Raw genomic sequence first — 24,425 nt, 5'->3', positions numbered from 1 at the left:
ACGACGGAGCGAGTTGCCGAGGGTGTAGCCGAAGCCCGGCTCCAGCGGCTCGATCACGAACCGGGAACGGAACTCGTCGACGACCTCTTCGGTCAGTGAGGGACGCTGAGCGATCAGCACGAGGTATTGCCTCCAGTGTTCGGCGCCCGCTATGTGACGCCGTAGATACCACGAAGAGTACGGGCGGTCCGGCCTTCCAGGATGCCGAACCGCCCGACCCCGCCCGTCCGCCGACCGGTCGGCGGGCTCGGCTGTCGCCGGAGCGGAGTGCGATCGGCCACCTCAACCCCTCGGAGTCGGCCACCGGCGCGGTGCATAGGCGCATACTGGGGGCAATGACAAAGCCTGCTGCACCGAAGCGTCATCTGCCCACCAGCCCCTTCAAACCCCCGGTCGCACCGGCTCCCAAGCACTTCGCCGTGGGCGACCAGGTCACACACGACATGTACGGCCTCGGCCGGGTCATCGGCATCGAGGACGGAATCGCGGCGCTCGTGGATTTCGGCTCGGCGCAGATGCGGATCTTGAGCCCGTACGCCAAGATGACCAAGCTGTAGGACCGCTGTGCCCGGTCCGGCACGCCAGGCCCCTTCGGGGACCTGCAACGAAAGCGAGACCTCTCATCGAACTGACGTCGCTGTTCTCCGCCATGGAAGGGCAGCCCCGCCGTACGGCGCCGGCATCGCCGCGCCCGACGACGAACCCTTTCCGAGCCCCGGACTTCGGGGAAGACGAGACCTTCGTGCTCCAGGAGGTACCGGAGCCCGCCCCGGGGCCGCGTGCCGCGCGGTCCCGGGCAGCCTAGGTCACGAGTGCGGTGGCTCCGGCAGCCGGTCCCTGGCCGTCTCCGGTGCCTCACGAGAACGAGAAGCCGAGCCGCGATGGCGACTCGGCTTCTCGGCATTCCTCGGTGTCCGGGACCGGTGACGCCGGGCCGGTCCGGATCAAGGAGCCCCGCTCCCGGGAACACCCGCCCCGGGAACACCGCTCCGGAGAACTCCGCATGGGGCTGGCCTGCGTCGAGGGCTCTTCCGGTGGGCCGGGGGCTACAACCATCCGGGTGCACCGGTGGTCTGGTTCCGTAGCCGAGCGGCCACACCCCGCATTCGGCTGACGGCAGCCTTCCCTCCACCGCAAAGGAACGCTCACTGATGCTCATACGGCACCTCACGCGCACCGCGGTCACCTCCCTGGCCCTCGCCTCCGTCGTGCTCACGGCAGGCGGAGCCGGCGCGGCGACGCAGTCCGGCTGGGAGGTCTCCCTGTCCGGCACCAGCCCCGCCGAGTCCTTGATGTCCGTCTCCTCCGTCACCGACGATCTCGCGTGGGCGGTCGGCAGGACGGGCGGCCAGGGCGTCATCATGCGCTGGGACGGCGCGAAGTGGAGCAAGGACACCGCTCCGGGGCTCCCCGCGGTCTGGCAGTGGTCGTCGGTCAGCGCCGTGGCCGCGGACGACGTCTGGGCCTACGGCACGGTGCAGCGGGACCAGGCGCTCGTGCACTACGACGGGCGGCGCTGGACCAGCGTGCCCACGGCCGGGCCCGCCGACGACTCCTGGCCGGAGGTGCCGATCGATGCCGTACCCGGACGCCTCTTCAAGGGCGGCAACGCGCTCTACACCTACTCCGACGGCACATGGCAGACCTTCGCGCTGCCGGACCGGGTCGACATCCGGGACATCGACGCCCTCTCGGCGGACGACGCCTACGCCACCGGCATGCAGTACCCGGTGGACGGGGGCCACCCGGTGACGTACCACTGGGACGGCACCACCTGGACGCTGATGGAGGAGCCTCCCGTACGGACCGGTACGGACACCGCCAAGATCGCCGCCGTGGCACCGGACAGCGTGTACGTCGCCGGGTGGGCCGACGGGCCCGATGCCGATCCGCCGGTGCCGAGCGTCGCCCACTGGGACGGCACCACGTGGAAGGACATCACGGGAGCGCTCGCCGACCTCTACCTGCACGCGATCGTTTCCGACGGCCGCGGCGGGCTGTGGGTCACCGGCAACGACCAGACCGAGCCGGCGCGTGCGGAGCCGGTCTTCTGGCACTTCGACGGCACCGCGTGGACGAAGGAGGCCGGAGCGCTCGCGCCCGACGGCGACACCACGTGGCCGTCCTACACCTTCTACGACCTGGCATCGGCCGGCGGCACCGGCGGCGTCTGGGCCGTCGGTGACTACTCCACGCCCATGGACGCGCACGGCGATCGGGCGATCCACGGTCTGATCGAGCGCTCCGGCCCGCCTTCCGAGGCGTAAAGAGGCGTCCACAAGAGGCGTCGACCGGCAGTTGACGGTCCTCGCGGGCCGCCCGGTCGTGAGGCCCGTCGTGAGGCGGGTCAGGATGCCGGGGGTACGGCGCCGGGGGCCGTGGGCGCGTGCGGGTTCGCCGCCGGGCCCTCGGTGCTCAGCAGCACGAGCACGGACGTCGCGTCGAGCGCCAGCGCGGTACGGCGTTCGGCGGCGCCCGCGCCGGTGAGCATCGTACGGACGCCGGCCAGCGCGGCCGCCCCGCAGGGGCCCGCCGCGAAGCCGAGGGCGGCCAGGCGGGCGGCCGCGCGGGCGGTGTCCGCGTCGGAGACGGCGACCGCGGCGTCCAGCCCGTGGCGCAGGTGGGGCCAGGCGATGCTGGAGGGGGTGCCGCAGTTCAGCCCGGCCATGGCGGTCTCGCCGGTGGTGACGGTGACGGGGGCGCCGCGGGTCAGGCTCGCCAGGACACAGGCGGCGGACTGCGGCTCCACCGACAGCAGTGCGGGCGCCCGGCCCGAGGGGCGGCTGCGGTAGTGGGTGACGACGGCCTGGGCCAGGGAGCCCACTCCCACCGGTACGGCTACGAGGTCGGGGCCGCCGGTCACCCCAGCGGCCCTCAGCTGCTCATCCGTCTCGGCGCAGAGGGTGGCGTAGCCCTCGACGATCCAGCCCGGGATCCGTTCGTAGCCCGGCCAGGCGGTGTCCTGGATCAGGAGGGCGCGCGGCGCCGCCGCCGCGTCCGCCGCCAGCCGGACCGCCTCGTCGTACGGCCCCGGAACCCCGGTGACCTGCGCCTGCTCGGCGGCGATGGCCGCCACGGCCTGCGGGTGCACGTCCTGCGGGACGAAGACGTGGGCGCGGTGTCCGAGCCTGCGGGCCGTGCGGGCCACCGCCCGGCCGTGGTTGCCGTCGGTGGCGGTGACCAGGGTGACCGGGCCGGGCTCCGCGCCGCTCGCGGCCCGTTCGGCGAGGGCGCGGTGGATCGCCCAGGACGCGCCGAGCGCCTTGAACGCGGGCAGGCCCAGACGGCAGGACTCGTCCTTGGCGAAGACCTGGCCCACGCCCAGCTCAGCCGCCAGGCCGGGGAGCGGGGTCAGGGGCGTGGGCGCGTAGTCGGGCAGGGCGGCGTGGAAGGCCCTGGCCGCGGTGGGCGCGGGCGCGCAGCGCCAGGCACGGGCCGCGGGCCGCACGAACCAGGACGGCGACGGAAGGCTAGCGGGGTCCTCGGACACGGGACCAGACTCCGTCACGCCCCTGCGATCGGTCCAGCGGCCTGCTCCGCACCGGGGCCGACCACAGCGTCAAGCAAGGTTTGTTGGTTGGCTGCGGGTGCGTTGTGGCTGTTCGCGCAGTTCCCCGCGCCCCTTCAGGGGGCGTGGTGTCGTCGGACATGTGCGGGTGCGTTGTGGCTGGGCGCGCAGTTCCCCGCGCCCCTTCGGGGGCTCATCGGTTTGTGGTGTCACGGTCTGTGGTGGGCTTCACCTCAACGGGTGAAGGGGGCGGGGGTCGGCCTTTCCGGGCGGGATTGCGCTGATCGCCGCTTTCCGGGCGGTGAACGGCCGCTTGGGGGTGGCTGATACGCGGGCCCGGTGTCTCCGGGGTGCGGGGTGCTCGGGTGGTCCGTTCAGCCGATCCGGTGTTACCTGGAGCGAGGGGATACACCGGTATGAGTGAGGACTCACCGGGGCAAAGGAGGCCGAAATATGCGCAGGAAACCGGTCATGCGAACCTTGGCCGCCGCTCTCCTCGCAGGCGGTGCGATCGTCGGAACGGGAGTGGCCGCCAGTCCGGCCTCGGCAGCGGTCCCTACGCACGGCGTCGCGTCGCTGTCGCACACCAGCCTGGTGACCGGCGGCGGATGCGGCTTCGGTGGCTTCAACCGCGGCTTCAACCGATTCTGCGGGTTCGGCGGGTACGGCGGGTTCGGCGGCTACGGGTTCAGTCCGTACGGCTTCAGCCCCTACGGCTACGGGTACGGCTACGGCAACTCTCCCGTGGTGATCGTCGTACGGTGACCCGCTGACGGCGAGGGTGCCGCAGGCACCGACACAGCAGCGAGAAGGGAAGCGGAGGCTCCGGCCGGAACAGGCCGGAGCCTCCGCCGTGTTCCGGCGCCGGTCCGACGGCCCGGAACAGGGCCCCGGAACCGGAGATTCACGAACCTTTCACGGACGCGCGTTTCCGCTGTGCCAGAGAGGAGCCGCGCCTTGTTTTGGCCGGTCACAGTGCCGTATCCGTGATGCGGGAATTACGTCACAAGAACGAGATTGGCGTAGGGTAGCTGTCCTATTAACTGTCTGATTCCATACCGGAGTTGACAGTTGGTCCGCGCTGTGCGCCGCGTGTCCCCAACTGCATGACCGAGAGGACTCCGATGCCCGAAACCCCGCCCTACGCAGTGAGTTCGGAGCCCGGCCGGGTGACGGCGCCGCCCTCGGCGCGGAACAGACATGCCCGGCCGCCGACACAGGACGCGCCGACAGATTCGGCCATTCGTTCCCACCGCTCGCCCGTGGTCCGGCTCGCGGTGGTGCCGGCGGCGCTGATGGCACTGCTGGCCGCCGTCGTCGTGCTCTTCGTACTGCGCAGCCAGGAGGGCACCGCCGACGCGGCCACCTGGGGCGTGCTCACCGGCGCCGCCGTTCTCGGCTGCGGCGTCCTGGCCGGCGCCGGGTACGCGGGGCGCGCCGAGAGCCGGTCGGTGTCGCGGCAGTACGAGTCGCTGCGCCGCGCGGTCGCCGCGGGCCAGGCCGATCTTCAGGACGTGCTGCGCCGGCTGGAGCAGGGCGAGCAGGTGGAGCAGCAGCCGTTCACCCACCAGGCCCCGGCGCGAAGCGACGGGCTCGGGCGGCTCGCGTACGAGATCAACGTCAGCATGTGGCAGGCCAGGACGGCGGTCGCCCGCACGGCGCAGTTCTCCCGCGCCTCCTCGCCGGACAGCGAGGAGAAGGTCGAGGTCTTCGTCAACCTCGCCCGGCGCCTGCAGTCGCTCGTGCACCGCGCGATCAACATGCTCGACCAGCTGGAGAACGAGGTCGAGGACCCGGAGCTGCTCAAGGGTCTCTTCCACGTCGACCACCTGGCCACCCGCATCCGCCGGCACGCGGAGAACGTCGCCGTGCTCGGCGGCTCGGTGTCCCGCCGGCAGTGGACCCGCCCGGTGACCCTGACCGAGGTGCTGCGGTCGTCCATCGCCGAGGTCGAGCACTACTCGCGGGTCAAGCTGGTGCCGCCGATCGAGGGCACGCTGCGCGGCCACGCCGTCGCCGACGTCATCCACCTGCTGGCCGAACTCGTCGAGAACGCCACGATGTTCTCCGAGCCGCACGCCCAAGTCCTGCTGCGTGCCCAGCGGGTGACCGCGGGGCTGGCCGTCGAGGTCGAGGACCGCGGTCTGGGCATGCCCCTGCAGGAGCAGACGCGGATCAACACGCTGCTCGCCGAGCCGGACCGGATCGACCTCAGCAAGCTGCTCGCCGACGGCCGTATCGGCCTGTACGTGGTGTCCGCGCTGGCCCGCCGGCACGGCATCGCGGTCCGGCTGCAGAGCAACATCTACGGCGGTGTCCAGGCCATCCTGGTGATCCCGCGCGGGCTGCTCGGCGACGAGGAGATCGAGGCCCCCGCGCAGGCCCCCGCCGAGGTGCCCGCGCAGGCGCACGTACCGCCGGCCCAGATGCAGCAGGCCCAGATACCGCAGGCCCAACTGCCACAGGCCCAGGCCCACCAGGCCCCGCAGGCCCAGGCCCACCAGGCCCCGCAGGCCCAGCTGCCGCAGGCCCGGGTCCCCGCGGCGCAGGTGCCCCCCGCGCACATGGCCGCGCCCCAGGGTCACCCGGCCCAGGTGCCGCCCGCGCCGTACCAGGCCGTGCAGGCGGCACCCGGCCGGCAGCCCGCCCTGCGGCAGCCGATGCCGCAGGCCCGGACCGCGGCGCCCGCACCGGCACCCGCACCGGCACCCGCACCCGCACCCGCACAGCCGTACTCGCGGGGCGCGGGCGCGCCGGCGGCACACCACGACCACGCTTCCCCGCACGGCGGGAACGTCCAGAACGACCGGCCGCGGCTGCCGCAGCGCCGCGCACAGGAGCACCTGGTACCGGAACTGCGCAACGGTCCCGCCCCCCGCCGGAACGACGAGCAGGAGGTGGAGCACGATCCTGGACTGATGGCCAGCTTCCAGCGCGGAGTCAGCCTCGCTGATCATGAACCCGATGAGCCTCCCACCGACAGCTCTCGCTGACCGCAGGCTCCGTACTTGTAACGAGGAGAAGAACGCCACCGTGAGCGACATGCATGCCGGCCAGTCGAAGAACCTGGACTGGCTCCTGGCCGGCCTCGTCCAGCGGGTCCCCTACACCCGCAGTGCCCTTTTGCTGTCTTCCGACGGACTGGCGAAGGCCTTCGACGGGCTCGACACAGTTGCCGAAGCAGAACACCTGGCCGCCCTGGCGTCCGGCCTGCACTCGCTGGCCCGCAGCGCGGGCATGCAGTTCGCGCAGGGGGCCGACGTACGGCAGGTGGTGGTGGAGCTGGACACCGTGCTGCTGTTCGTGTGCGCTGCGGGCTCCGGCGCCTGCCTGGCCGTCCTCGCCGACCGGGAGGCCGACGCGGCGGTGCTCGGCTACGAGATGGCCATGCTGGTCAAGAGCGTCCGCCCGTACCTGTCCACGCCCGCCCGCCAACAGGCGGCCGGCGCGTCGATGGATCCGGGGCGCTGAGCATGACGGACGCGGAGGACGGGTCGTGGCTCGATGACGAGGCCGGGCGGTTAGTACGGCCGTACACCGTCAGCAACGGGCGCACCCGTCCCTCGGCCCACTTCGACCTGCTGACCATGGTGATGGCCACCGGCACCCGGCCGCAGACGTATCTCGGCCCGGACTACGACCAGGTCCTCGCGCTGTGCGACGCCCCCATGTCGGTGGCCGAGGTGGCCGCCCATCTGCGGCTGCCGGCCGTCATCACCAAAGTTCTGCTCTCCGACCTCGTGACGCACAGGGCGCTCACCACGCGGGCGCCCCGCGTCGTAGAGGCGGCCTCCCCGACCGATCGAAACCTCCTGGAGGCGGTGCTGCATGGCCTTCGCAAGCGGCTCTGACCCCTTTCCGACCGCCCTGAAGATCCTCATCGCCGGGGGCTTCGGGGTCGGCAAGACCACCTTCGTCGGAGCGGTCAGCGAGATCGAGCCGCTGAGCACCGAGGAGTTGCTGACGAGTGTCAGCGCCCGCACGGACAGCCTGGTGGGCATCGAGGACAAGTCGACCACGACCGTGGCGATGGACTTCGGCCGCATCACGCTGAGTCCGGACAACGTCCTGTATCTGTTCGGCACGCCCGGGCAGGAACGCTTCTGGTTCATGTGGGACGAGCTGTCCAACGGGGCGCTGGGCGCCGTGGTGCTCGCGGACACCCGGCGACTCGACCACTGTTTCGCCGCCGTCGACTTCTTCGAGCGGCGCGGCATCGGGTTCATCGTGGCCGTCAACGAGTTCGACGGCGCCTACCGCTACGACGCCGAAGAGGTGCGCGCGGCCCTCGATCTCAAGCCCGACGTCCCCGTCGTGATGTGCGACGCGCGGCAGTGCAACTCCGGAACCCGCGTGTTGATCGCCCTCGTCCAGCACCTGCTCGCCTCGACTCCCGGCATCTCGCCCGCGGAGCTTAACCCGTCGCGCTGAGGACAGCTCACCGCGACCGAATGGAGCCTGCATGTCAGCCCCGGTTCCCTACAACACCCCGTTCGACCCGACCGGCCATCTGCTGCTGACCCCGGAGGACCGGGACGCGCCCGCCCGGGTGGCCCGGCTGCGCGAACTCGGCATCGGGGACACCCCCGTGCCGGAGTTCGACGAGTTCGCGCGCAATCTGGCGCATGTCACCGGCGCGCCGTTCTCGATGGTCAACTTCATCGACGAGAACCGGCAGTACTTCGCCGGTCTGTACGCCGCCGGCCGGCCGGGCGTGCAGCTGGAGGCGGCGCCGCAGCAGCAGCACCAGGTCGGCCGGACGATGACCCGCGACCAGGGCTACTGCCCGCATGTCGTGGTGCGCAAGAAGGCGCTGGTGCTGGAGGACGTCTGCGACTATCCGCGGTTCGCCGGGAACCGCGTCGTGGACGAGATCGGCATCCGCTCGTACATGGGCGCGCCGCTCATCGACTGGAAGACCGGGATGGCCCTGGGCACGATCTGCGTCGTGGACACGGACACCCACCCGTGGGGGCGGGACGGCCTGGCCACCATCAAGTCGATGGCCCAGCAACTGGTCGACCGGATTCACGAGTTGGAGAGCCGGGGCGGGATCTGAGCCGCCGCGGGGCGCACGCCCCGCGTGCGGTGGGGGCCCTGGGCCGATGCGCGGGAGCCGCGGGCACGACGCTGTGTCCGTGGCTCCCGGTCGTTCAGCCCAGGCCCGCCGTCTCCAGCTGTCCCAGCCGGCGGCGCGGCTCGACGGTGCGGACGAGACCGGACAGCCGCTCCGACCACTGGCCCCTGGCCGTGCCCAGGGCGACCTCGCCGAGCCGCAGCAGCTGGATGTCCGAGGTGCCCGCGGGGGCGTAGATGTGGTGCGCGTCCCGCAGATAGCGCTCGATGGGGCGGTCGGTGAACAGGCCGCTCGCCGCGTGGATCTCCATGGCGTCGCGGGCCGATTCGACGGCCGACTCGTGATTGAGGAACTTGGCGTTCATCAGCTCGGCGTCGCACGGCAGCCCCTGGTCGAGCAGGTGCACGGCGTGGTAGGCGGCCAGCCTCGCCGTCATCAGCCGTGACTTCATCCTGCCCAGCCTGAGCTTGATGCTGTTCAGTTGGGCGAGCGGTGCACCGTACCGCTCGCGCTTGCTGCACAGCGCGGTGGTCTCCTCGAAGGCCGCCTGGTGGATGCCGAGCGAGACCGCAGTGAGGTTGGGCCGCCCGTACAGCACGCTCGACGAGTAGGCGACGGCCAGACCCTGGCCCTCGCCGCCGAGCAGATTGGCCGCCGGCACCCGGCAGTTGTCGAAGACGAGTTCGCCGAAGCTGAATCCGTGCAGGCCCATGGCGGGCCGGTGCGGGGCGAGCGAGAAGCCCGGGCGGTCGGACTCGACGAGGAAGGCGGACAGCCCCTTCGAGCCCTCACCGGTGCGGACGACCACTCCGTGCACATCGCCGACGTGGCTGTTGCCGACGAAGACCTTGCGGCCGTTGAGGATGTAGTCGTCGCCGTCGCGGACTGCGGTGCTGCCCATGCCGAGGACGTGGCCGCCCGACTCCGGTTCGGTGACCGCGATCGTCGGCAGGCACTCGCCGGCCGCGATGCGCGGCAGCCAGGTCCGCCGCTGCAGCGCGTTGCCGAAGTGGATGATCTTGGCGACGCCGAGCTGGGATGCCTGCGCCATGGCTCCCATGGCCCCGCAGACGCGGGCCAGTTCCTCGATGATGATGGTCTTGGCCAGGTGCCCGGCCCCCATCCCGCCGTACTCCCTGCCGATGGTCACGCCGATCCAGCCCTGCCGGGCTATGAGCCTGGACAGCTCGTGCGAGACCGTCCTGGAAGCCTCCATCTCGGGAATCCGCGGGCGTACCTCCCGCTCGGCGAACTCCCGCACGCGACGCCGTAGATCCTCATGCCATCCGCTGGTGAAATAGCGTTCCACAACCCCTCCAACACGCTGCCTCCGTGTCCGGCTGGATCCGGAGGTCGTTCGTAGGCAGTGGTTCCTCGCCCCAGGCTGACCGCCCAAGGAATTGTCTACTTATCGATCCATCTCAGCCAAGATCAACCAGGGATGTTGACCGAAATACGGCATCTTGCGCTCCGTCTCATGGGTGCGATACGGGAGACCACCCGCTCCCGGCCCCCCACACTACGGAGAGACACCAACCGAGCGTGAACAGGGGTTACCTGATCTGGATGCAGGCCAGCCCACCAGGCAATTGCCTGGCGGGCGGGAGGAGTTGTCCGACGACAATCGGTCACGGCCCGGCTGGCCGATAAGAGAACCGGCTCCGCTTTCCCGGCGCCGGTCCAACGGCGCAGATCAGCCAAATTGGCGGCGCAGAGCGGACGGTGTGGCGTCCGAGGGGCTGGGGGCGCCTCTGCTCGCACGCGACGAGGGCGCGATGCGCGAGACGTCCGTCTGCGACGACGACGGGCCAGCGGTGGTCGGCGCGCTGCCCGGCGCGCCGACGGGACCCCGGGTGACGCGGCCGGGGCCCGGAGTCGTGGACTCCCGGACCCCCGACGGCGTCGGCATCGGGGACGCGGGCGGCGAAGTCGGGGACGCGGGCGGCGCGGTCGGGGGCGGCGGCGCGAGCGGGACCGCCGGCCGGGCGGGGGCGGCCGGTGCCGACAGGTGCAGGGGCAGCGCGACGAGGGCGGCCACCGCACAGGTCAGTCCGGCGCCGGCCGCGGCGCGCAGCAGCTTGCGGCGGGCCGCGGCCCGGCGGATCGCCTCGTAGCGGCCGGGGGGCGGGCCGAGGTGGTCGGCCGGGGGACGCAGGACCACCAGGAGCGGGTCGTCGGGCGCGAACTCCGGGTCGCCGTCAAAGCGTGTGGTCAAGGCTTCTCCTCAGGTGGACGCGGAGCAGTTCGCGGGCCGCGTGCAGGTCGGCCTTGACGGTTCCTTCCTTGCGCCCGGTCAGCACGGACACCTCCCGGATCGGCATGTCAGCGTAGTAGTGGAGGAGGATCGGGACGCGCAACCGTTCCGGCAGGGACTGCACCAGGAGCCGCACCGACGGGTCCGGCGCCTCGGCGTGCGGGCGGACCGCGGCCTCCGTGGTCACCCGGCGCACGGCCCTGCGCTCGCGTTCCAGCCGGCGCCAGTGGTCGCGGACGAGGTTGGCCGCGGTGACGTAGAGGAAGCCGCGGGGCTCGTCCACGGACGTCCAGCGGGCCCAGAGCCGGGTGAACGCCTCGGAGGCGATCTCGTGGGCCGTCTCGTCGTCGTCGACGAGACGGCGGCACCAGCCGGCGAGACGCGGGTACAGCGCGGCGAACAGTTCGGACGCTGCCTTGTCGCGGGACCGTTTCAACGCTCTCCAGGTTCGTCACGCCTCGGGGCGCGGGTGGGGGGCATGCAGGGCTGGGCGGGCGGGGGGAAAAAGCGCTGGGCGGGCGGGGGCAGATGGTGCTGGGCGGGTGGGGGCACATGGTGCCGGGCGCGGCGGCACCCGTGGGGAAGATGCCGGGCCCGCGGTGCGCGTTCCGCGGACCCGGGCCCGCCTCCCGCCGGTTCAGGGGGCGGTGCCGGTCAGCGCGGCGAAGACGATCACGTTGTCCTGGTAGCCGTCGCCGGTGTGCGGGCCGCCGCAGGTGATCAGGCGCAGCTCGGGCCGGTCCACGTCGCCGTAGACCTCGTCGGCCGGGAACTTCGCCTTGGCGACGGTCCGTACCCGGGTGACGGCGAACTCGGGCCGCGCGCCGTTCGCCAGGCGTGCCGTGATCGTCTCGCCGGGGCGCAGCCGCGCCAGGTGCCGGAAGACCCCGTCGCCGTAGGCGCCGACCGTGACATGGCCGAGCACGATCGACGGCCCGACCTGGCCCGGTGTCGGCGAGTGCCGGTACCAGCCCGCCCGGTCGTGCGCGGTGACCGGCGGCACCTGCACGCTGCGGTCGGCAGCGAGCCCCAGTTGCAGCAGTGGGGTGTCCACGCCGATGGCCGGGATCAGCAGCCGGACCGGGACCGAACGGGCGAGCGGTCGCGGCGCGGCTCCCGCACCCGTCGAGGCCGGTGTCCCGCCCCGCTCGCTCCCCCGGGCCGCGGGCGTGGCCCGGTCCTCCGCCCGGCCGCCGCAGCCGGCGAGCAGCGTCGCCAGCGCCGCGGCGGCGACCGCACGCCGGGACGGCGGGGTCATGCCCCGGTGGTCCCGGCCGCCCGCCGACGGCGTACGACGAAGACGGCACCGCCGGCCGCGACGAGGGCCGCGGCGGCGCCGCCCCCGATCAGCCCGTTCTGGGAGCCGGACCCGGCGGACGGCTCCGTCACGCCGGTGTCGGGCGCGCCCTTGGGCACCACGGAGACCTGCCCCCGGCCCGGCGCCCGGGTCGGTTCGGTGCTCGACACCCGGGAGGGCACCGGGCTCGGGGACAGCTTGTCGCTGGGCGCGGGGGTGGCGGCCCTGCTCGGGACCGGGGAGGGTGCCGTCCCGTCGGCGAACGCGGGCGCGGTGCCCGCCAGCACGGCGGTGGCCGCGAGTGCCATGACACTCAGGACAATTCGGCGCATCGGATCGCTCTCTTTCGTCTCGCCGCCCGGTGGTCGACGGGCGGTCACGGATCAGCCGAAGAGACGACACCCCCCACCCTTGGGTTGTAAAGAACAGGCAAAGCCAAGGGTCGGGCACATGGGGCTGCGCCCCGAAGGGGCGCGGGGCTGTGTCGATGTGCGGCTCCGCCGCGTGGGCGCGAACAACCACAACGCGCCCGCACACGACTGACGACACCACGCCCAGAAAGGGGCGCGGGGCTGCGTCGATGTGCGGCTCCGCCGCGTGGGCGCGACCAGCCATAACGACGCCGCAGCCAACCGGCAACGCACCCCGCCCCCACCCCACCCGGTCACAACAAACCGTCACGGAGTGACCCGGATCGGGCGCGTCACCGTCACCTGGTCCAGATCCGACACACGAACCGTCACCTTCATCGTCCAGGTCCCGGGAATGGGCAGATTCAGCGAGCCGGTGCCCCAATAGCCGCCCATGTCGGAGACCTTGGCGTCGATCGGCCCGATCCGCTGCGCGGGCAGGGTGAAGGAGAGCCGCAGTTCGGGGACGGTGGACAGCCCGCCGTCGGGTCCGAACACGACGGCCTGCACGGAGGTCCGGCCCACCCGACCGGGATCCAGCGTGACCTGCACCCGGCCACGCGCGCTGCCGATGGTGAAGGGCACCGTGGTGACGGACGCGGCCGGTATGTCGGTCGCCGGTGCCGCCGCCGCGGCCTCGGCCGCCGCCCGGCCCGGCAGGGTGCCGGTCAGCACGGTGGTGAGCCCCAGCACCACGGCCCCGACGGCCACTTCGGCGAGCACGGACCGGCGCAGCGCACGGCCGTCCGGCTCCGGGCCGCCCGGGACGCGCCCGGCCGGCGTCCCGGGCGGACCGTCCGCCCGGGACTCCGCCCGGGACGCCCGCGACCGGGCCGCCGGACCACCGACCGGCACCGGCACCGGCTCGGCCACCGGCACCGGCTCGGGCACCGGCACCGGCTCGGGCACCGACTCCGGCACCCGCCCCGGCCGGGCCTCGGCCCCCGCCGACACCAGCCGCGCCGTCCACCGCCGGGACCGGCCGGCCACGGCCAGCAGCAGTGCCACCGCCGCCAGCTTGGCGACCAGGATCCGGCCGTACGAGGTGCCGCCGAGCGCATCCCAGGAGCCGAGGCCGCGCCAGGACTGGTAGACGCCGGTGCCGACCAGGACGGTCACGGCGGCGAAGGCCAGCCGCGAGAACCGGACGACCACGGCCGCCGGTACGCCGTCCGGGGCCCGGTACACCGTGCTGAGCAGGGCCGCGAGGCCGCCCAGCCAGACCCCCGTGGCCAGCAGGTGCAGCACGGACGAGGCCATCGCCAGGGGCACCTGGATGCCGGCGGAGGCGTGTTCGGCCGCCGCCCAGGTCAGCGCCAGCGCGACGGCGAGCACGGTGCCCGCCGCGAGCGCCGCGCGTGAGCGCCGCCGCAGCCGCGTGAGCAGCGCTCCGGCGATGAGCAGCAGCGCGAGCCGGGCCAGCAGGGCGAGCCCCGGACGGCTCGTGGCGGTACGGGTCAGCGCCGAGGGGTCGAGGGCCGCGGCCGGGCCGGTGCCCGCCTCGTACGGGGCGCGCAGCACGAGCAGCACCGCCGTTGCGGCGACCAGGGTCCACCAGCCCGCCGCGACCAGGCGCCACAGCCGTCCGGGATGCGGGGGCCGGCAGCGGGCGAGGAACGTCAGGGCGCCGACGAGCAGGGCGAAGCCGAGGTAGGCGGCGTAGCGGGCGGTGCCGTACAGGCCGCCGGTGACGGGGTCCCCGTCGGGTCCTTCGGGCACGGCCACCGTGGTCGGGGAGGGTGCGCCGACGGAGAAGGTGAAGGCGCCGGCGATCGGGTGGCTGTCGGCCGAGACGACCCGCCAGGCCACGGTGAAGGTGCCGGTGCCGAGCCCGTCCGGCAGGCTCACCCGGGCCGTGTCGGAGCGGCCGGGCGCATGCCGGGCCTCGCCGGTGGCGACCCGCCGGTTGCCCGGGTCGTACACGCGCAGGGAGTCGTCGAGCAGCCCGACGGACTCGGTGAAGGTCAGGGTGATGTGCCGGGGGGCGGACGCGACGACGCCGCCGTCGTCCGGGTCGGTGCCGCGCAGGGCGGCGTGCGCCGAGGCGGGGGCCGCCCCGCCGAGCAGCAGCAGGCCCAGCACGGCGCCCAGCACCATCAGCCTGTGCAGTCGCCGGGTTACCGGCCGGTCCTCGCCGCGCTGCTCGCCCACGTCACCGCTCCGTGTTCGGGATCACGTGCTCCGGGATACGTACGGACGAGCAGCCCGCCGTGCTCACCACCGCAGGCCATGCTCGCGCACGCCGGGCGGGTTGCGGCGTGCGCCCCGAAGCGGCACGGTGCCGGTGGCGCCGTGCGGTCCGTCAGGCGTCGCCGGGGAAGGCCGTCGTTCTGGGCAGGAAGGCCAGTCGGGCGTGCTTCTCGGGCAACTGGACGTCCGGCAGGTCCACTTCCGGCAGGACGACGGCCGGGCCCGGCTCGAAGCCCTGTTTCCTGAAGCGGGCGACGGCCTTGACGTTGCGCACGTCCGGATCGACGACGATCCGGCGCCGGTCCAGGCCCCGCAGGACGTACTCCACGACCGCCGACAGCAGCGCCGACGACCAGCCGGAACGGGCGCCGTCCGGCCCGGCCGGGGCGAGCAGCAGATGGACGCCGATGTCGCCGGGGCGTACCTCGTAGCACTCGCCGACCCGGTCGGCCTCCGGCTCGTAGGTCTGCAGCAGGGCGGCCGGTTCCCCGTCCTTGACCACGAGGAAGGCGTGGTGGGTGTCGAGTCCCGCCAAGTGGGCGTAGACGTCGGCCACTTCGTCCTGGGTGAGGCCGTTCATGCCCCAGAAGACGGCGCGTTCCTCGCTGACCCAGGCGTGGATCACCGCGGCGTCGGCGTGCGGGTCCAGCGGCAGGATGCGGACGGTGCCGAAGCCGTCGACCTGCTGCTCGTGCACGGCCTCGCGGGCGGCGGCGTACGGGGCGGGCATCGCGGTCTCCTTCGTCAGACGGGCCCAGTCGGTGACGACCGGGACGAGTTCTCCCCTTGTCCACAGGGGGAGTTGGTCGCGGTGGTGGGGCGCGCCCGGGACGCCGTCGGCGCCGAACGGCACCACCCAGCCGCTGTCCTCGCGGCGGGCCAGGTCCCAGACGTAGCGGGCGGCCGGGGCGCGGGCGGCGAGGTCGGTGAGGCCGGGCACGGCGGAGGTGCACAGCACGCAGTCGTGGTCGCCCGCGAGACCGGGTTCGGCGGCCGGTTCGTACGGCGTGCCCGGCCGTGCCCGCCACGGCGCGAGGCGGTGGGTGTCGGCCCAGGTGCCGGCGGGCGGCGCCGCGGCCACCTCCTCGACGGCGGCACGGACCGTGGCGGGGCGGTCGATGCCGTACAACTCCTCGGCCTTCAGCAGGTGTTCGAGGGCGTAGCCGATCCGTGGGACGAGGCCGAGCCAGGGCAGCAGCACGTCCGGGTAGGCGGGCGGCTCGGTGAGCGGGGCGAACGCCGGGTGCGCGGCGAGAGAGCGCACGACGGCGCCGCGCACCGCCGCGTACACCGCGGCGTCGGCGCTGTCCGCGTCCATCCGGCGGTTCCAGGCCAGGAGGCGGTCCCGGAGCCGGGCGGCCCGCGGGGTGAGGCCGTCGAGGGCGGCCAGCCGGTCGATCAGGGGGCCCGCGGAGGCGAGGTGGGTGTCGGTGTGGATGGCGGGCATGTCGCCGGCCGACCAGGTGCGGCGCTCGTCGAGGAGGGCGCGGATGCGGTCGGCGCGGTGCGGCGGGGCGAACTCGACGCCGAGGGGGGAGGCGGGTCCGCGCTGGTTCGCCATCACGGCGACGCCGTCGGTCAATTGGGCGCGGGGCATGGGGTGCCGTCCGCGCCAGTCGTGCCCCGGCCGCCACGCGGGCACCGGCCCGAGCAGATTGGCCTCGGACCGTTGCGGCACCCAGCCCGCGACCCGGTGCAGCACCCCGCCCTCGGTGTCGGCGGCCAGCACGACGTTCACCGGCTCCACCCAGGCGTCGAGGGCCCGGTCGATGTCGTCGGCCCGCCGGGCCCGCAGCAGCGCAAGCAGCGCGCCGAACCCCAACTCCTCGGTGACCCGGGGTGGATGGCGCAGGGCGAGGGCCGGCGGTCCGTCCGGTGCCGCGACGCCGCCGTCCAGGCCCTCCGGGCCGCCGGCGATCAGCGGGCCGCGGGCCGTCTCGATGACCTCGATCTCGACCGGGTCCTCCCCGGCGACCCGCGCGGTCTCGGTGTGCCGGTGGGCGCGCCGCCAGGTGCCGTCGGGTCCGAGTGCCTGCACTCCGGCGCCGGTGCGGCGCAGCCGTTCGCGGTACAGGTCCTGGTAGTCGGCCATGGCGTTGGTGATGGCCCAGGCGACGGTGCCGGTGTGGCCGAAGTGGGGGATGCCGGGGACGCCCGGCACGGCGAGGCCGACGACGTCGAACTCGGGGCAGGCGAGCCGGATCTGCTGGTAGACGCCGGGGTCCTCGATGAACCGGTGCGGGTCGCCGGCGAGCACCGCCCGCCCGGTGGCGGTGCGCGCGCCGCTGACGAGCCAGCCGTTGCTGCCCGCGGTGCCCGGCCCGTCCGTGGCGAACAGCCCGACGGCCGCGGGCCCCAGGTGCCGTACGGCCGTCTCCCGCCAGAGTTTGGCGGGGAAGCCGGCGAACAGGATGTGCGTGCCGAGCCAGACGCCCAGCGGGGTCCACGGCCGCCAGCGGCCCGGCGCGAGCCCGGTCTGCGCGAACTCGGGTGCGCGGCGGGCGCCTTGCTCCAGCCCTTCGTTGACCCCGGCGACGTAGGCCCGCACCCAGTCCGCCGTTTCGGCATCCCGTCTCTCCAGGGCCGCGAAGCAGCGTCTGGCGGTGTCGTCGAGGCGGGCGCGGCGGGCGAACACGTCCCAGGACAGGGCCTCGGCGCCGAGGAAGGACGCCGAGGTCCCGCACGAGCGGTGCCGTTCGACCTCCAGTTGCCAGGCGCGGTCGTGGGCGGTGACCCATCCCTGTGCGCGGGCGAGTTCGCGGGCGCTGCCGGCCCGCAGGTGCGGGATGCCGAAGGCGTCGCGGTAGATCTCGGTGGTCACCCTGCAACCCCATTCCATTTTAGGTTAGCCTTACCTAAGTGCGTCCGGCAGCGTGGGGAATCGTACGCGAGACACGGAAGAGCCATGGCACAGGGGCGCGAAGACACAGATCTGCCGGCGCGAGGCCGCCGGGAGGTAGCGTCAGCCGGGTGAGCCGTCACGGGCCGTCGTTCGTCTGCGGCGGCCTTGTGGTCGCTCGCGCAGTTCCCCGCGCCCCTTCGGGGCCCGGGTGAGAAACCGGCCGTGCACCGCCACAACGCGCTCCGCCGGGTGGGCCGTCATAGGCCGTCGTACGTCCGCGGCGGCCTTGTGGTCGCTCGCGCAGTTCCCCGCGCCCCTTCGGGGCAGCAGCGTCAGCCGGGTGGCCCGTGTCGGGTGGCGGGGGGCTCGGGGCCGGTCCAAGCATGGAGCATGACCGAGCCACCGAGCAGCGGCTCCGCCTGGGGCCCCGAGTACGACGACCGCAAGGTCCACGCCACCCATCCGGCGGCCGGGCGCCACGAGCCCGAACCCCCCTTCGAGGGGCCGCTGCACGCGCTGTCACGCGCCGCCTGGCAGGTGGTCCTGCTCACCGGAGTCGCCTCCCTGATCCTGGGCGTCCTCGTGCTGGTCTGGCCGGGCGCCTCACTGCTCGCCGCCGGCGTGCTCTTCGGCATCTACCTGCTGGTCAGCGGCGTCTTCCAGCTGATCGCAGCGTTCGGCACCCACAAGGCGACCTCGCTGCGGGTCCTCGCCTTCATCAGCGGCGCCCTGTCGATCCTGCTGGGCCTGTTCTGCTTCCGCGGCCCCATGCAGTCGATCCTGCTGCTCGCCCTGTGGATCGGCATCGGCTGGCTGATCCGCGGCATCACCCAGACCCTGGCCGCCGCCTCCGACGGCGCCATGCCCGCGCGCGGCTGGCAGATCTTCCTCGGCCTCGTCACCTTCGTCGCCGGGATCGTGCTGATCGTCTCGCCGTTCGCGTCGATCGCCGTGCTCACCCTGGTCGGCGGCATCTGGCTGGTCGCGGTCGGCATCGTCGAGATCTTCACGTCCGTCCGGATCCACGGCCATGCCCGCCAGGTGCCCCGCGCCGTGTGACGCCCCCGCGTACGCCGTACGAGCGGATCTCGGGGCCGCCGCGACGGATGCCGTACGCGCCGCGGGCAGAGCACCTTCGATGAGCGGCGCACGCACCCTCCCGCACAGCCGGGCCTGGCTACGGGTGCTCGTGCTGCTGCTCGCCCTGCTGGTGCCCGGCGCCCACGCCGAGGCGCACGCGACGCCGGTGTCCGCCGGCGACGTCGTGCAGCACGACGACCTGGACACGGCCCTGCGGCCACCCGCGCGGGCGGCCCCCCAGCTCCTCGTACCCGTGCGCCCCGCGCCGCTCGCCCTCCCGGCGGACGTCCTCCCGCACGGCCGCCCGCTGCCCGCGCCGGCGCCCCGGTCGCCGTATGCGCTGCGCGCCCTGTGTTCCGTGGTGCTGCGCTGCTGACCGACCCCGCCTCCCCAAGGCACGTCGGCACCACACACGAGAACCACCAACCGGAACACGAGGAACACAGCCATGCCTTCAGACCCCTACGCGGTCCTGCGCGCCCTGCTGCGCGCGGAGGCCCTGCGCGGCGCACCGAAGACGGAGACGGACAAGCCGAAGCCGCAGCAGCAACCCGTGAAGCGGGAACGCGGCTGACCCGCGGGCCGGGCGCCGGCCCGCGGGTCAGCCGCGTGGGCCGGTGCCCGGCTCAGCGCCTCCTGCGGGCCGTGCCGAACAGCGAACGGGTGATCTCCCGCCCGAGCTGTGTGCCCACCGACCGCGCGAGGGACTTGAACATGCCGCTGCCGACGACCTGCTCGACCAGGGTCGGCTCCCGCTCGGCCGCCCCGCCCCGCTCCGCCGGGGCCCGCGTCTTTCGGGGCCGCTCCTGCGCCGCCGTCAGCTTCTCGTACGCGGACTCCCGGTCCACAGCCTGTGCATAACGGCCGTACAGCGAGGACCCCTGTACGGCCCGGTCCACGGCGGCGTCGTCCACCGGGCCCATCAGGGACCGGGGCGCGCGCAGCCGGGTGGCGGCGACCGGGGTCGGGGCGCCCTTCTCGCTGAGCACGGTGACCACGGCCTCGCCGGTGCCGAGGGTGGTGAGCAGCTCTTCGAGGTCGTACGCCGAGTCCGGGAAGGTCCTCACCGTGGCCTTCAGGGCCTTCTGGTCGTCCGGGGTGAAGGCCCGCAGCGCGTGCTGCACCCGGTTGCCGAGCTGCCCGAGGACATCTGACGGCACGTCCTTCGGGCTCTGGGTGACGAAGAAGACGCCGACCCCTTTCGAGCGAATGAGACGCACGGTCTGGGTGATCGAGTCCAGGAACGCCTTGGAGGCGCCGTCGAACAGCAGATGCGCCTCGTCGAAGAAGAAGACCAGCTTCGGTCTGTCGACGTCACCGACCTCCGGGAGGTCGTGGAAGAGATCGGCGAGCAGCCACATCAGGAAGGTCGAGAACAGCCGCGGCCGGTCCTGCACGGCGGGCAGTTCGAGGACGGAGACGATGCCGCGGCCGTCGGCCGCGGTCCGCAGGAAGTCACCGGTCGCGAACTCCGGTTCCCCGAAGAAGCCGGCCATGCCCTGCGCCTCGAAGGCGGTGAGCGAACGAAGGATCACCCCGGCCGTGGCCGTCGACAGCCCGCCGATCCGCTTCAGCTCCGCCCTGCCCTCGTCGGAGGTCAGGAACGCGACGACCGCCCTGAGGTCCTTCAGGTCGAACAGCTCAAGGCCCTTGGTGTCGGCGTAGTGGAAGATCAGGCCGAGCGACTGCTCCTGGGTCTGGTTGAGCCCGAGCACCTTGGACAACAGCACCGGGCCGAAGCTGGTGATCGTGGCCCGGACGGGGATGCCGTGCCCCAGGCCGCCGAGCGCGAAGAACTCGACGGGGAAGCCCGCGGGGCTCCACGGCTGGCGCACCTCCGCCGCCCGGCCGCGCACCCGGTCGTCCCCGGTGCCCGGCGCCGAGACACCGGACAGATCGCCCTTGACGTCGGCCAGGAACACCGGCACGCCCTGCGCCGACAGCTGCTCGGCGATCAGCTGCAGGGTCTTGGTCTTGCCGGTGCCGGTGGCACCCGCGACCAGTCCGTGCCGGGTGAGCATCGGCAGGGGGACCCGGATCTGCGCGTCGGGCAGGCACCGCCCGTCCCACAGCAGGGCGCCCAGGTCCAGCGCCGGGCCGGCGAAGGCGTATCCGGCGGCGATCTCCAGAGCCTCCCGCGGCAGGGCGGGAACGCTCCCGGGGGTCTCGGGGGCGGCGGCCGGCCGCACCGTCTCGCTGTCACTCATCTCAGCCCCCTGTTCCCGATATGCCCTGATTCACGGCGTCTTTTCCAGCGTCGCACTCCGCCTCCACGGCTGCGCCCGGAACATGTTGACCGGTAGGCTTTCCGTGTGATCTTCAAGCGCATCGGAAACGGCCGGCCGTACCCCGACCACGGCCGGGAGAGCACCCGGCAGTGGGCGGACGTCGCGCCGCGCCCGGTCCGCCTCGATCAGCTCGTGACGACCAAGGGCCAGCTCGACCTGGAAACCCTCCTCGCCGAGGACTCGACGTTCTACGGCGACCTCTTCGCGCACGTCGTGAAGTGGCAGGGCGATCTCTATCTGGAGGACGGCCTGCACCGCGCGGTCCGCGCGGCCCTGCAGCAGCGCCAGGTGCTGCACGCGCGCGTGCTCGAACTGGACTGACGCGCGCAGGCGGCCCCGCGCGGAAGGCGACGGGTCCCGCGGAACGCGTCGGCGACCACGCCCGCGCCCCGTCGGTCACCCCATCGGCCGCACGCATCGCACGCGGTGCCGGATTCACCGGGATCGGCGGACATCCGGGACATCCGGCGGACACCGACCGGCCATATGCCGGTCACCCGTTGACCCTTTCGGGTTCTCCTGACCGGCATCGAATGATCATCTAGTAGGCACGGCCGCCCTGGCGCACTACGCTGCGCTCATGAGCATGCTGACTCCCCCCGGCATGGGCGGCAAGTACCGGATCACGGGGGACAAGTACCCGAGGATGCGCCCTCCCCGGCGGCGCGGCAGGCTCGTGTTCGGGCTGGTGGCCTCGGTCGCCGTGCTCGGTCTGATCGGCTGGGGGACCCTGCAGCTCATCGACGTCTTCACCGGCGGCAAGAAGGCCTCGGCGGCCGGCTCCGCCTCGGACTGCCCCACAGGGGCCGACGCCTCCCCGAGCCCGGCCGCGGCACCGCCCCGGCCCGGCACGATCACCGTCAACGTCTACAACGCCACGCCCCGCACCGGCCTCGCCAAGGCCACCGCTGACGAGCTGGAGAAGCGCGGCTTCAAGATCGGCGAGGTCGGCAACGCACCGGCCCGGTTCGACCAGAAGATCAAGGGCACCGGGATGCTGATCGGCCCCGGCTCGGCGCTGAACACCACGCTGCCCGTCCTCGCCACCCAGCTCGGCAGCGCCGAACGCCGCACCGACGCCGGCCGCAAGGGCGCCGCCCTCGACCTCGTCCTCGGCACCGGCTTCCAGGGCCTGGCCAAGCAGGCGGACGCCGACAAGGCGCTGGCCGCGCTCACCGCGCCCAAGCAGACGTCCACCACGTCGAAGAACGACTGCTGAGCCGTACGCCGACCCAAGCCAGGGCCGCCGCACACAGGCCTACTCCACGGACGGACCGTTGCCGACGGCCGTACGCCGGGCCACTCCAAGGCCAGACCGTTGCCGACGGTCGTGCGCCGGGCCGGGTCCAAGTGGGACCGCCGAAAGCCGCACGCCGATCCCCGCCGAAGAACGACCGCCGCCAGCCACACCCCGGCCCGCGCCGAAGAAGGGCCAGCTACAGCCGCGACGCCGGCCCGGGTCGAAGAAGGGGGCTACGACGGCCGTACACCGGGCCGCGCCGACGCACCGGGACCATCGGTCTCGGGGACGCGGCACTGATGTTGATTGCGTTCTGCCGGTTCTGTACGGCGTGCCGGGTGCGGCCTGCGACCAGCAGGCCGTCGCCGTCGGCGAGGCCACCGGCGGCCACCGGCCTACTCGGCCGCCCCGTACAGCCGGTCCCCCGCGTCTCCGAGGCCGGGGACGATATAGCCCTGCCCGTTGAGGTGGTCGTCGACCGCGGCCGTGACGACCGTGACCGGGGTGCCCGCGAGTTCGCGCTCCATGACCTCGACGCCCTCCGGCGCGGCGAGCAGCACCACGGCGGTCACATCGTCGGCGCCGCGCTTGATCAGCTCCCGGATCGCCGCGACCAGGGTGCCGCCGGTGGCGAGCATCGGGTCCAGGACGTACACCTGCCGGCCGGACAGGTCCTCCGGCATACGGGTGGCGTACGTGGAGGCCAGCAGCGTCTCCTCGTTGCGGATCATGCCGAGGAAGCCCACCTCGGCGGTCGGCAGCAGCCGGACCATGCCGTCCAGCATGCCGAGCCCGGCGCGCAGGATCGGCACCACCAGCGGGCGCGGGTGGGACAGTTTGACGCCGGTGGTCGCGGCCACCGGCGTCGTGATGTCCACCTGTTCGGTGCGCACGTCCCGCGTGGCCTCGTAGGCGAGCAGGGTGACCAGTTCGTCGGCGAGCCGCCGGAAGGTCGCGGAGTCGGTGCGCCGGTCGCGCAGCGTGGTGAGCTTGTGGGCGACCAAGGGGTGGTCGACGACGTGGAGACGCATGCCCATAACAGTAACCGCGCAGCTCGCGCTGGCATCAAACCGCCCGTCCGGGGGAAAGTGGGTGGGACTGACCGGGGTGGTGAACCGATGCCTGAGCAGCCCGAGCGCACAACGGACCCGTCCGGCGGCTTCGGCACGCCCGACACCTCCGACGCGACCGACGGAACGACCGGTGACACGTCCGGCTCGGGCATGCCCGAGCCGGACGGCGACGCCGAGCGCCGGCGCCGCCGGGCACGGTTCCTGCGCGAGCTGGCCGAGGCGCGCGAGTTGCGCGACCGCGTCCAGCCACGACGCGCCAAGGCGGCCAGACTCCGGCACGCGATGCGCATGCGCACCTTCCGCTGGTAGGGAAGACCGGCCGTCGCGAGTGCGTTGCGGGTAGGGCGTGCGTGAGCGTCCCCAAAAGCCGCGTACGATCCGCAGGTGGCGGCAACGAGTGCGCTGGTGATTCCTTGACCGACGTCCGGATGCGACTTTGCACACGTGCGATCAAAACTGCCAGACACAGGGAGCCGAAGACGTCCCCTGAGCGCTTTGTTTCTGCCACGATTCCGAGTGGGTGGGGCTCGGAGCCCAGCTCTCTCCGCCCAGAACCTCCGCCGGGGGGACCCCCAACCGGCACGCCTAAGACCAGTGGGAGAGTCACGGTGTACTTCGCCGCACTGCTCGCGCGCACCGAAGACGGGTGGGAAGCGAGCGACACAGAGCTCGACGATGTGGAAACCCTGTCGGATCTGGCCGACCTGGCCCGGGAAGCCTCTCCCGAAGAGGACACGGTGCTCGTTCTGATCGAGCAGGAGGACGCGTGGTTCGGCGTCGTCCGCGTGGACGGCGAGGACGACCCTCGCATCTACGTCTCCGATGCCGCCGCCGCTGCCCGCAGCGCCTACGGCGAACTCCTGCTCACCGACGAACTGCTCGGCCGCGAACCCGGCTCGGACGGCCCCGACCTGGACTCCCTGAACCTCGACGGCACCGAGGAAGGCGAGTCCGAGGAAGACGATGACGACGAGGACGGCCCGGCCGCCGAAGGGGTGACCCACGGTCCGGTGGGCGACAGCGAGATCCTGGACGACCTCGGCGTCAGCGAGAAGGAGCTGCGCTCCCTGGACGCGGAGGACGCGCTGGGCGCGATCGCCGACGCCCTGGGCGCCTCGGAGGTGCTGGAGACCGTCCGCTGACCACCTCACCCACCGGGCGGACCC

At 73.0% G+C, this 24,425-nt stretch carries 25 protein-coding genes and 1 pseudogene; 15 read left to right on the top strand and 11 right to left on the bottom strand.

Annotated features, from left to right (window positions below; translation table 11 throughout):
* Window positions 1-120: pseudogene (locus tag ACIRFL_RS04960) on the bottom strand (DNA-directed RNA polymerase subunit alpha); the annotation flags it as partial.
* 215 nt (window positions 121-335) lie between these two features.
* On the opposite strand from ACIRFL_RS04960, the gene ACIRFL_RS04955 reads away from it, so the two are divergent.
* Together ACIRFL_RS04955 and ACIRFL_RS04950 are read left to right on the top strand one after the other, a co-directional pair.
* Entirely contained in the window at window positions 336-557 is a 222-nt protein-coding gene (locus tag ACIRFL_RS04955) for a hypothetical protein (protein WP_404023897.1), read from the top strand.
* 594 nt (window positions 558-1,151) lie between these two features.
* Window positions 1,152-2,267: a hypothetical protein gene (locus tag ACIRFL_RS04950; RefSeq protein WP_404023896.1), complete on the top strand. Its 1,116-nt coding sequence runs from the start codon at window positions 1,152-1,154 to the stop codon at window positions 2,265-2,267.
* 80 nt (window positions 2,268-2,347) lie between these two features.
* Here the strand turns inward: ACIRFL_RS04950 and ACIRFL_RS04945 are convergent, their stop codons facing one another.
* Entirely contained in the window at window positions 2,348-3,490 is a 1,143-nt protein-coding gene (locus ACIRFL_RS04945; protein WP_404023894.1) for a diaminopropionate ammonia-lyase, read from the bottom strand.
* Between the two features lie 489 nt (window positions 3,491-3,979).
* On the opposite strand from ACIRFL_RS04945, the gene ACIRFL_RS04940 reads away from it, so the two are divergent.
* The 6 genes from ACIRFL_RS04940 (at window position 3,980) to ACIRFL_RS04915 (ending at window position 8,567) form a co-directional block, all read left to right on the top strand.
* Window positions 3,980-4,273 carry a hypothetical protein gene (locus ACIRFL_RS04940; protein ID WP_404023893.1) on the top strand — a complete coding sequence of 98 codons (294 nt, stop codon included), beginning with the start codon at window positions 3,980-3,982 and terminating at the stop codon, window positions 4,271-4,273.
* A 497-nt stretch (window positions 4,274-4,770) separates the two neighbouring features.
* Complete coding sequence (locus ACIRFL_RS04935; RefSeq protein ID WP_404023890.1) at window positions 4,771-6,501, top strand: ATP-binding protein; 1,731 nt, start codon at window positions 4,771-4,773, stop codon at window positions 6,499-6,501.
* 49 nt (window positions 6,502-6,550) lie between these two features.
* Entirely contained in the window at window positions 6,551-6,979 is a 429-nt protein-coding gene (locus ACIRFL_RS04930) for a roadblock/LC7 domain-containing protein (protein WP_404023924.1), read from the top strand.
* A gap of 2 nt (window positions 6,980-6,981) precedes the next feature.
* A complete protein-coding gene (locus ACIRFL_RS04925) occupies window positions 6,982-7,359 on the top strand; it encodes a DUF742 domain-containing protein (RefSeq protein WP_404023888.1) in 378 nt (125 codons plus the stop codon).
* Window positions 7,337-7,939, top strand: coding sequence for a GTP-binding protein (locus tag ACIRFL_RS04920; protein ID WP_404023885.1), 603 nt, complete (start codon window positions 7,337-7,339; stop codon window positions 7,937-7,939). The genes ACIRFL_RS04925 and ACIRFL_RS04920 overlap by 23 nt, the downstream gene beginning before the upstream one ends.
* Window positions 7,940-7,970: 31 nt before the next feature.
* Window positions 7,971-8,567 carry a GAF domain-containing protein gene (locus ACIRFL_RS04915; RefSeq protein ID WP_404023884.1) on the top strand — a complete coding sequence of 199 codons (597 nt, stop codon included), beginning with the start codon at window positions 7,971-7,973 and terminating at the stop codon, window positions 8,565-8,567.
* Between the two features lie 94 nt (window positions 8,568-8,661).
* Here ACIRFL_RS04915 and ACIRFL_RS04910 read toward each other — a convergent pair whose 3' ends face one another.
* From ACIRFL_RS04910 to ACIRFL_RS04880, 7 genes are all read right to left on the bottom strand, one after another.
* On the bottom strand, window positions 8,662-9,894 hold the full coding sequence (locus ACIRFL_RS04910) for an acyl-CoA dehydrogenase family protein (RefSeq protein ID WP_404023882.1): 1,233 nt from the start codon (window positions 9,892-9,894) through the stop codon (window positions 8,662-8,664).
* 384 nt (window positions 9,895-10,278) lie between these two features.
* Window positions 10,279-10,800 (bottom strand): hypothetical protein, encoded by a 522-nt coding sequence (locus tag ACIRFL_RS04905; RefSeq protein WP_404023880.1) that lies wholly within the window; start codon window positions 10,798-10,800, stop codon window positions 10,279-10,281.
* Window positions 10,784-11,275 carry an RNA polymerase sigma factor gene (locus tag ACIRFL_RS04900; protein ID WP_404023878.1) on the bottom strand — a complete coding sequence of 164 codons (492 nt, stop codon included), beginning with the start codon at window positions 11,273-11,275 and terminating at the stop codon, window positions 10,784-10,786. The genes ACIRFL_RS04905 and ACIRFL_RS04900 overlap by 17 nt, the downstream gene beginning before the upstream one ends.
* Before the next feature lie 201 nt (window positions 11,276-11,476).
* A complete protein-coding gene (locus tag ACIRFL_RS04895) occupies window positions 11,477-12,097 on the bottom strand; it encodes a class F sortase (protein ID WP_404023877.1) in 621 nt (206 codons plus the stop codon).
* Window positions 12,094-12,468 carry an LPXTG cell wall anchor domain-containing protein gene (locus ACIRFL_RS04890; RefSeq protein WP_404023876.1) on the bottom strand — a complete coding sequence of 125 codons (375 nt, stop codon included), beginning with the start codon at window positions 12,466-12,468 and terminating at the stop codon, window positions 12,094-12,096. The genes ACIRFL_RS04895 and ACIRFL_RS04890 overlap by 4 nt, the downstream gene beginning before the upstream one ends.
* A 345-nt stretch (window positions 12,469-12,813) precedes the next feature.
* A complete protein-coding gene (locus tag ACIRFL_RS04885) occupies window positions 12,814-14,643 on the bottom strand; it encodes a copper resistance CopC/CopD family protein (RefSeq protein WP_404023921.1) in 1,830 nt (609 codons plus the stop codon).
* Between the two features lie 205 nt (window positions 14,644-14,848).
* Complete coding sequence (locus ACIRFL_RS04880; RefSeq protein WP_404023874.1) at window positions 14,849-17,557, bottom strand: GNAT family N-acetyltransferase; 2,709 nt, start codon at window positions 17,555-17,557, stop codon at window positions 14,849-14,851.
* A 411-nt stretch (window positions 17,558-17,968) separates the two neighbouring features.
* On the opposite strand from ACIRFL_RS04880, the gene ACIRFL_RS04875 reads away from it, so the two are divergent.
* The 3 genes from ACIRFL_RS04875 (at window position 17,969) to ACIRFL_RS04865 (ending at window position 19,232) form a co-directional block, all read left to right on the top strand.
* Window positions 17,969-18,637, top strand: a complete 669-nt coding sequence (locus ACIRFL_RS04875; RefSeq protein ID WP_404023873.1) for an HdeD family acid-resistance protein — start codon at window positions 17,969-17,971, stop codon at window positions 18,635-18,637.
* 79 nt (window positions 18,638-18,716) lie between these two features.
* Entirely contained in the window at window positions 18,717-19,034 is a 318-nt protein-coding gene (locus ACIRFL_RS04870) for a hypothetical protein (protein WP_404023871.1), read from the top strand.
* A gap of 72 nt (window positions 19,035-19,106) precedes the next feature.
* Window positions 19,107-19,232 (top strand): hypothetical protein, encoded by a 126-nt coding sequence (locus tag ACIRFL_RS04865; protein WP_404023870.1) that lies wholly within the window; start codon window positions 19,107-19,109, stop codon window positions 19,230-19,232.
* 52 nt (window positions 19,233-19,284) lie between these two features.
* On the opposite strand, the gene ACIRFL_RS04860 is transcribed toward ACIRFL_RS04865, so the two are convergent.
* On the bottom strand, window positions 19,285-20,865 hold the full coding sequence (locus tag ACIRFL_RS04860) for a helicase HerA-like domain-containing protein (protein WP_404023868.1): 1,581 nt from the start codon (window positions 20,863-20,865) through the stop codon (window positions 19,285-19,287).
* A gap of 105 nt (window positions 20,866-20,970) precedes the next feature.
* On the opposite strand from ACIRFL_RS04860, the gene ACIRFL_RS04855 reads away from it, so the two are divergent.
* Complete coding sequence (locus ACIRFL_RS04855) at window positions 20,971-21,267, top strand: type II toxin-antitoxin system VapB family antitoxin (RefSeq protein WP_003999914.1); 297 nt, start codon at window positions 20,971-20,973, stop codon at window positions 21,265-21,267.
* Window positions 21,268-21,526: 259 nt separating this feature from the next.
* The gene (locus ACIRFL_RS04850; RefSeq protein WP_404023867.1) at window positions 21,527-22,165 is read left to right on the top strand and encodes a LytR C-terminal domain-containing protein; all 639 of its coding nucleotides are present in this window, start codon (window positions 21,527-21,529) and stop codon (window positions 22,163-22,165) included.
* A gap of 416 nt (window positions 22,166-22,581) precedes the next feature.
* On the opposite strand, the gene upp is transcribed toward ACIRFL_RS04850, so the two are convergent.
* Complete coding sequence (upp, locus tag ACIRFL_RS04845) at window positions 22,582-23,217, bottom strand: uracil phosphoribosyltransferase (protein WP_404023865.1); 636 nt, start codon at window positions 23,215-23,217, stop codon at window positions 22,582-22,584.
* 87 nt (window positions 23,218-23,304) lie between these two features.
* Between upp and ACIRFL_RS04840 the strand changes: the two genes are divergently transcribed.
* Window positions 23,305-23,568: a hypothetical protein gene (locus tag ACIRFL_RS04840; protein ID WP_404023864.1), complete on the top strand. Its 264-nt coding sequence runs from the start codon at window positions 23,305-23,307 to the stop codon at window positions 23,566-23,568.
* 299 nt (window positions 23,569-23,867) lie between these two features.
* Window positions 23,868-24,401: a hypothetical protein gene (locus tag ACIRFL_RS04835; RefSeq protein WP_404023862.1), complete on the top strand. Its 534-nt coding sequence runs from the start codon at window positions 23,868-23,870 to the stop codon at window positions 24,399-24,401.
* Window positions 24,402-24,425: the final 24 nt, after the last annotated feature.

Source organism: Streptomyces sp. NPDC102462 (genome assembly GCF_044765425.1).
In the GTDB taxonomy this organism is placed as follows: domain Bacteria; phylum Actinomycetota; class Actinomycetes; order Streptomycetales; family Streptomycetaceae; genus Streptomyces.
This window is presented reverse-complemented; position numbering and strand designations above follow the sequence as displayed.

Excerpts from the sequence above, each read along its gene's own strand:
- ACIRFL_RS04955 (WP_404023897.1), top strand. The coding sequence starts at position 336 with ATGACAAAGCCTGCTGCACCGAAGCGTCATCTGCCCACCAGCCCCTTC.
- ACIRFL_RS04950 (WP_404023896.1), top strand. The coding sequence starts at position 1,152 with ATGCTCATACGGCACCTCACGCGCACCGCGGTCACCTCCCTGGCCCTC.
- ACIRFL_RS04940 (WP_404023893.1), top strand. The coding sequence starts at position 3,980 with ATGCGAACCTTGGCCGCCGCTCTCCTCGCAGGCGGTGCGATCGTCGGA.
- ACIRFL_RS04930 (WP_404023924.1), top strand. The coding sequence starts at position 6,551 with ATGCATGCCGGCCAGTCGAAGAACCTGGACTGGCTCCTGGCCGGCCTC.
- ACIRFL_RS04925 (WP_404023888.1), top strand. The coding sequence starts at position 6,982 with ATGACGGACGCGGAGGACGGGTCGTGGCTCGATGACGAGGCCGGGCGG.
- ACIRFL_RS04920 (WP_404023885.1), top strand. The coding sequence starts at position 7,337 with ATGGCCTTCGCAAGCGGCTCTGACCCCTTTCCGACCGCCCTGAAGATC.
- ACIRFL_RS04915 (WP_404023884.1), top strand. The coding sequence starts at position 7,971 with ATGTCAGCCCCGGTTCCCTACAACACCCCGTTCGACCCGACCGGCCAT.
- ACIRFL_RS04895 (WP_404023877.1), bottom strand. The coding sequence starts at position 12,097 with ATGACCCCGCCGTCCCGGCGTGCGGTCGCCGCCGCGGCGCTGGCGACG.
- ACIRFL_RS04890 (WP_404023876.1), bottom strand. The coding sequence starts at position 12,468 with ATGCGCCGAATTGTCCTGAGTGTCATGGCACTCGCGGCCACCGCCGTG.
- ACIRFL_RS04885 (WP_404023921.1), bottom strand. The coding sequence starts at position 14,643 with ATGGTGCTGGGCGCCGTGCTGGGCCTGCTGCTGCTCGGCGGGGCGGCC.
- ACIRFL_RS04875 (WP_404023873.1), top strand. The coding sequence starts at position 17,969 with ATGACCGAGCCACCGAGCAGCGGCTCCGCCTGGGGCCCCGAGTACGAC.
- ACIRFL_RS04870 (WP_404023871.1), top strand. The coding sequence starts at position 18,717 with ATGAGCGGCGCACGCACCCTCCCGCACAGCCGGGCCTGGCTACGGGTG.
- ACIRFL_RS04865 (WP_404023870.1), top strand. The coding sequence starts at position 19,107 with ATGCCTTCAGACCCCTACGCGGTCCTGCGCGCCCTGCTGCGCGCGGAG.
- ACIRFL_RS04860 (WP_404023868.1), bottom strand. The coding sequence starts at position 20,865 with ATGAGTGACAGCGAGACGGTGCGGCCGGCCGCCGCCCCCGAGACCCCC.
- ACIRFL_RS04850 (WP_404023867.1), top strand. The coding sequence starts at position 21,527 with ATGAGCATGCTGACTCCCCCCGGCATGGGCGGCAAGTACCGGATCACG.
- upp (WP_404023865.1), bottom strand. The coding sequence starts at position 23,217 with ATGCGTCTCCACGTCGTCGACCACCCCTTGGTCGCCCACAAGCTCACC.
- ACIRFL_RS04840 (WP_404023864.1), top strand. The coding sequence starts at position 23,305 with ATGCCTGAGCAGCCCGAGCGCACAACGGACCCGTCCGGCGGCTTCGGC.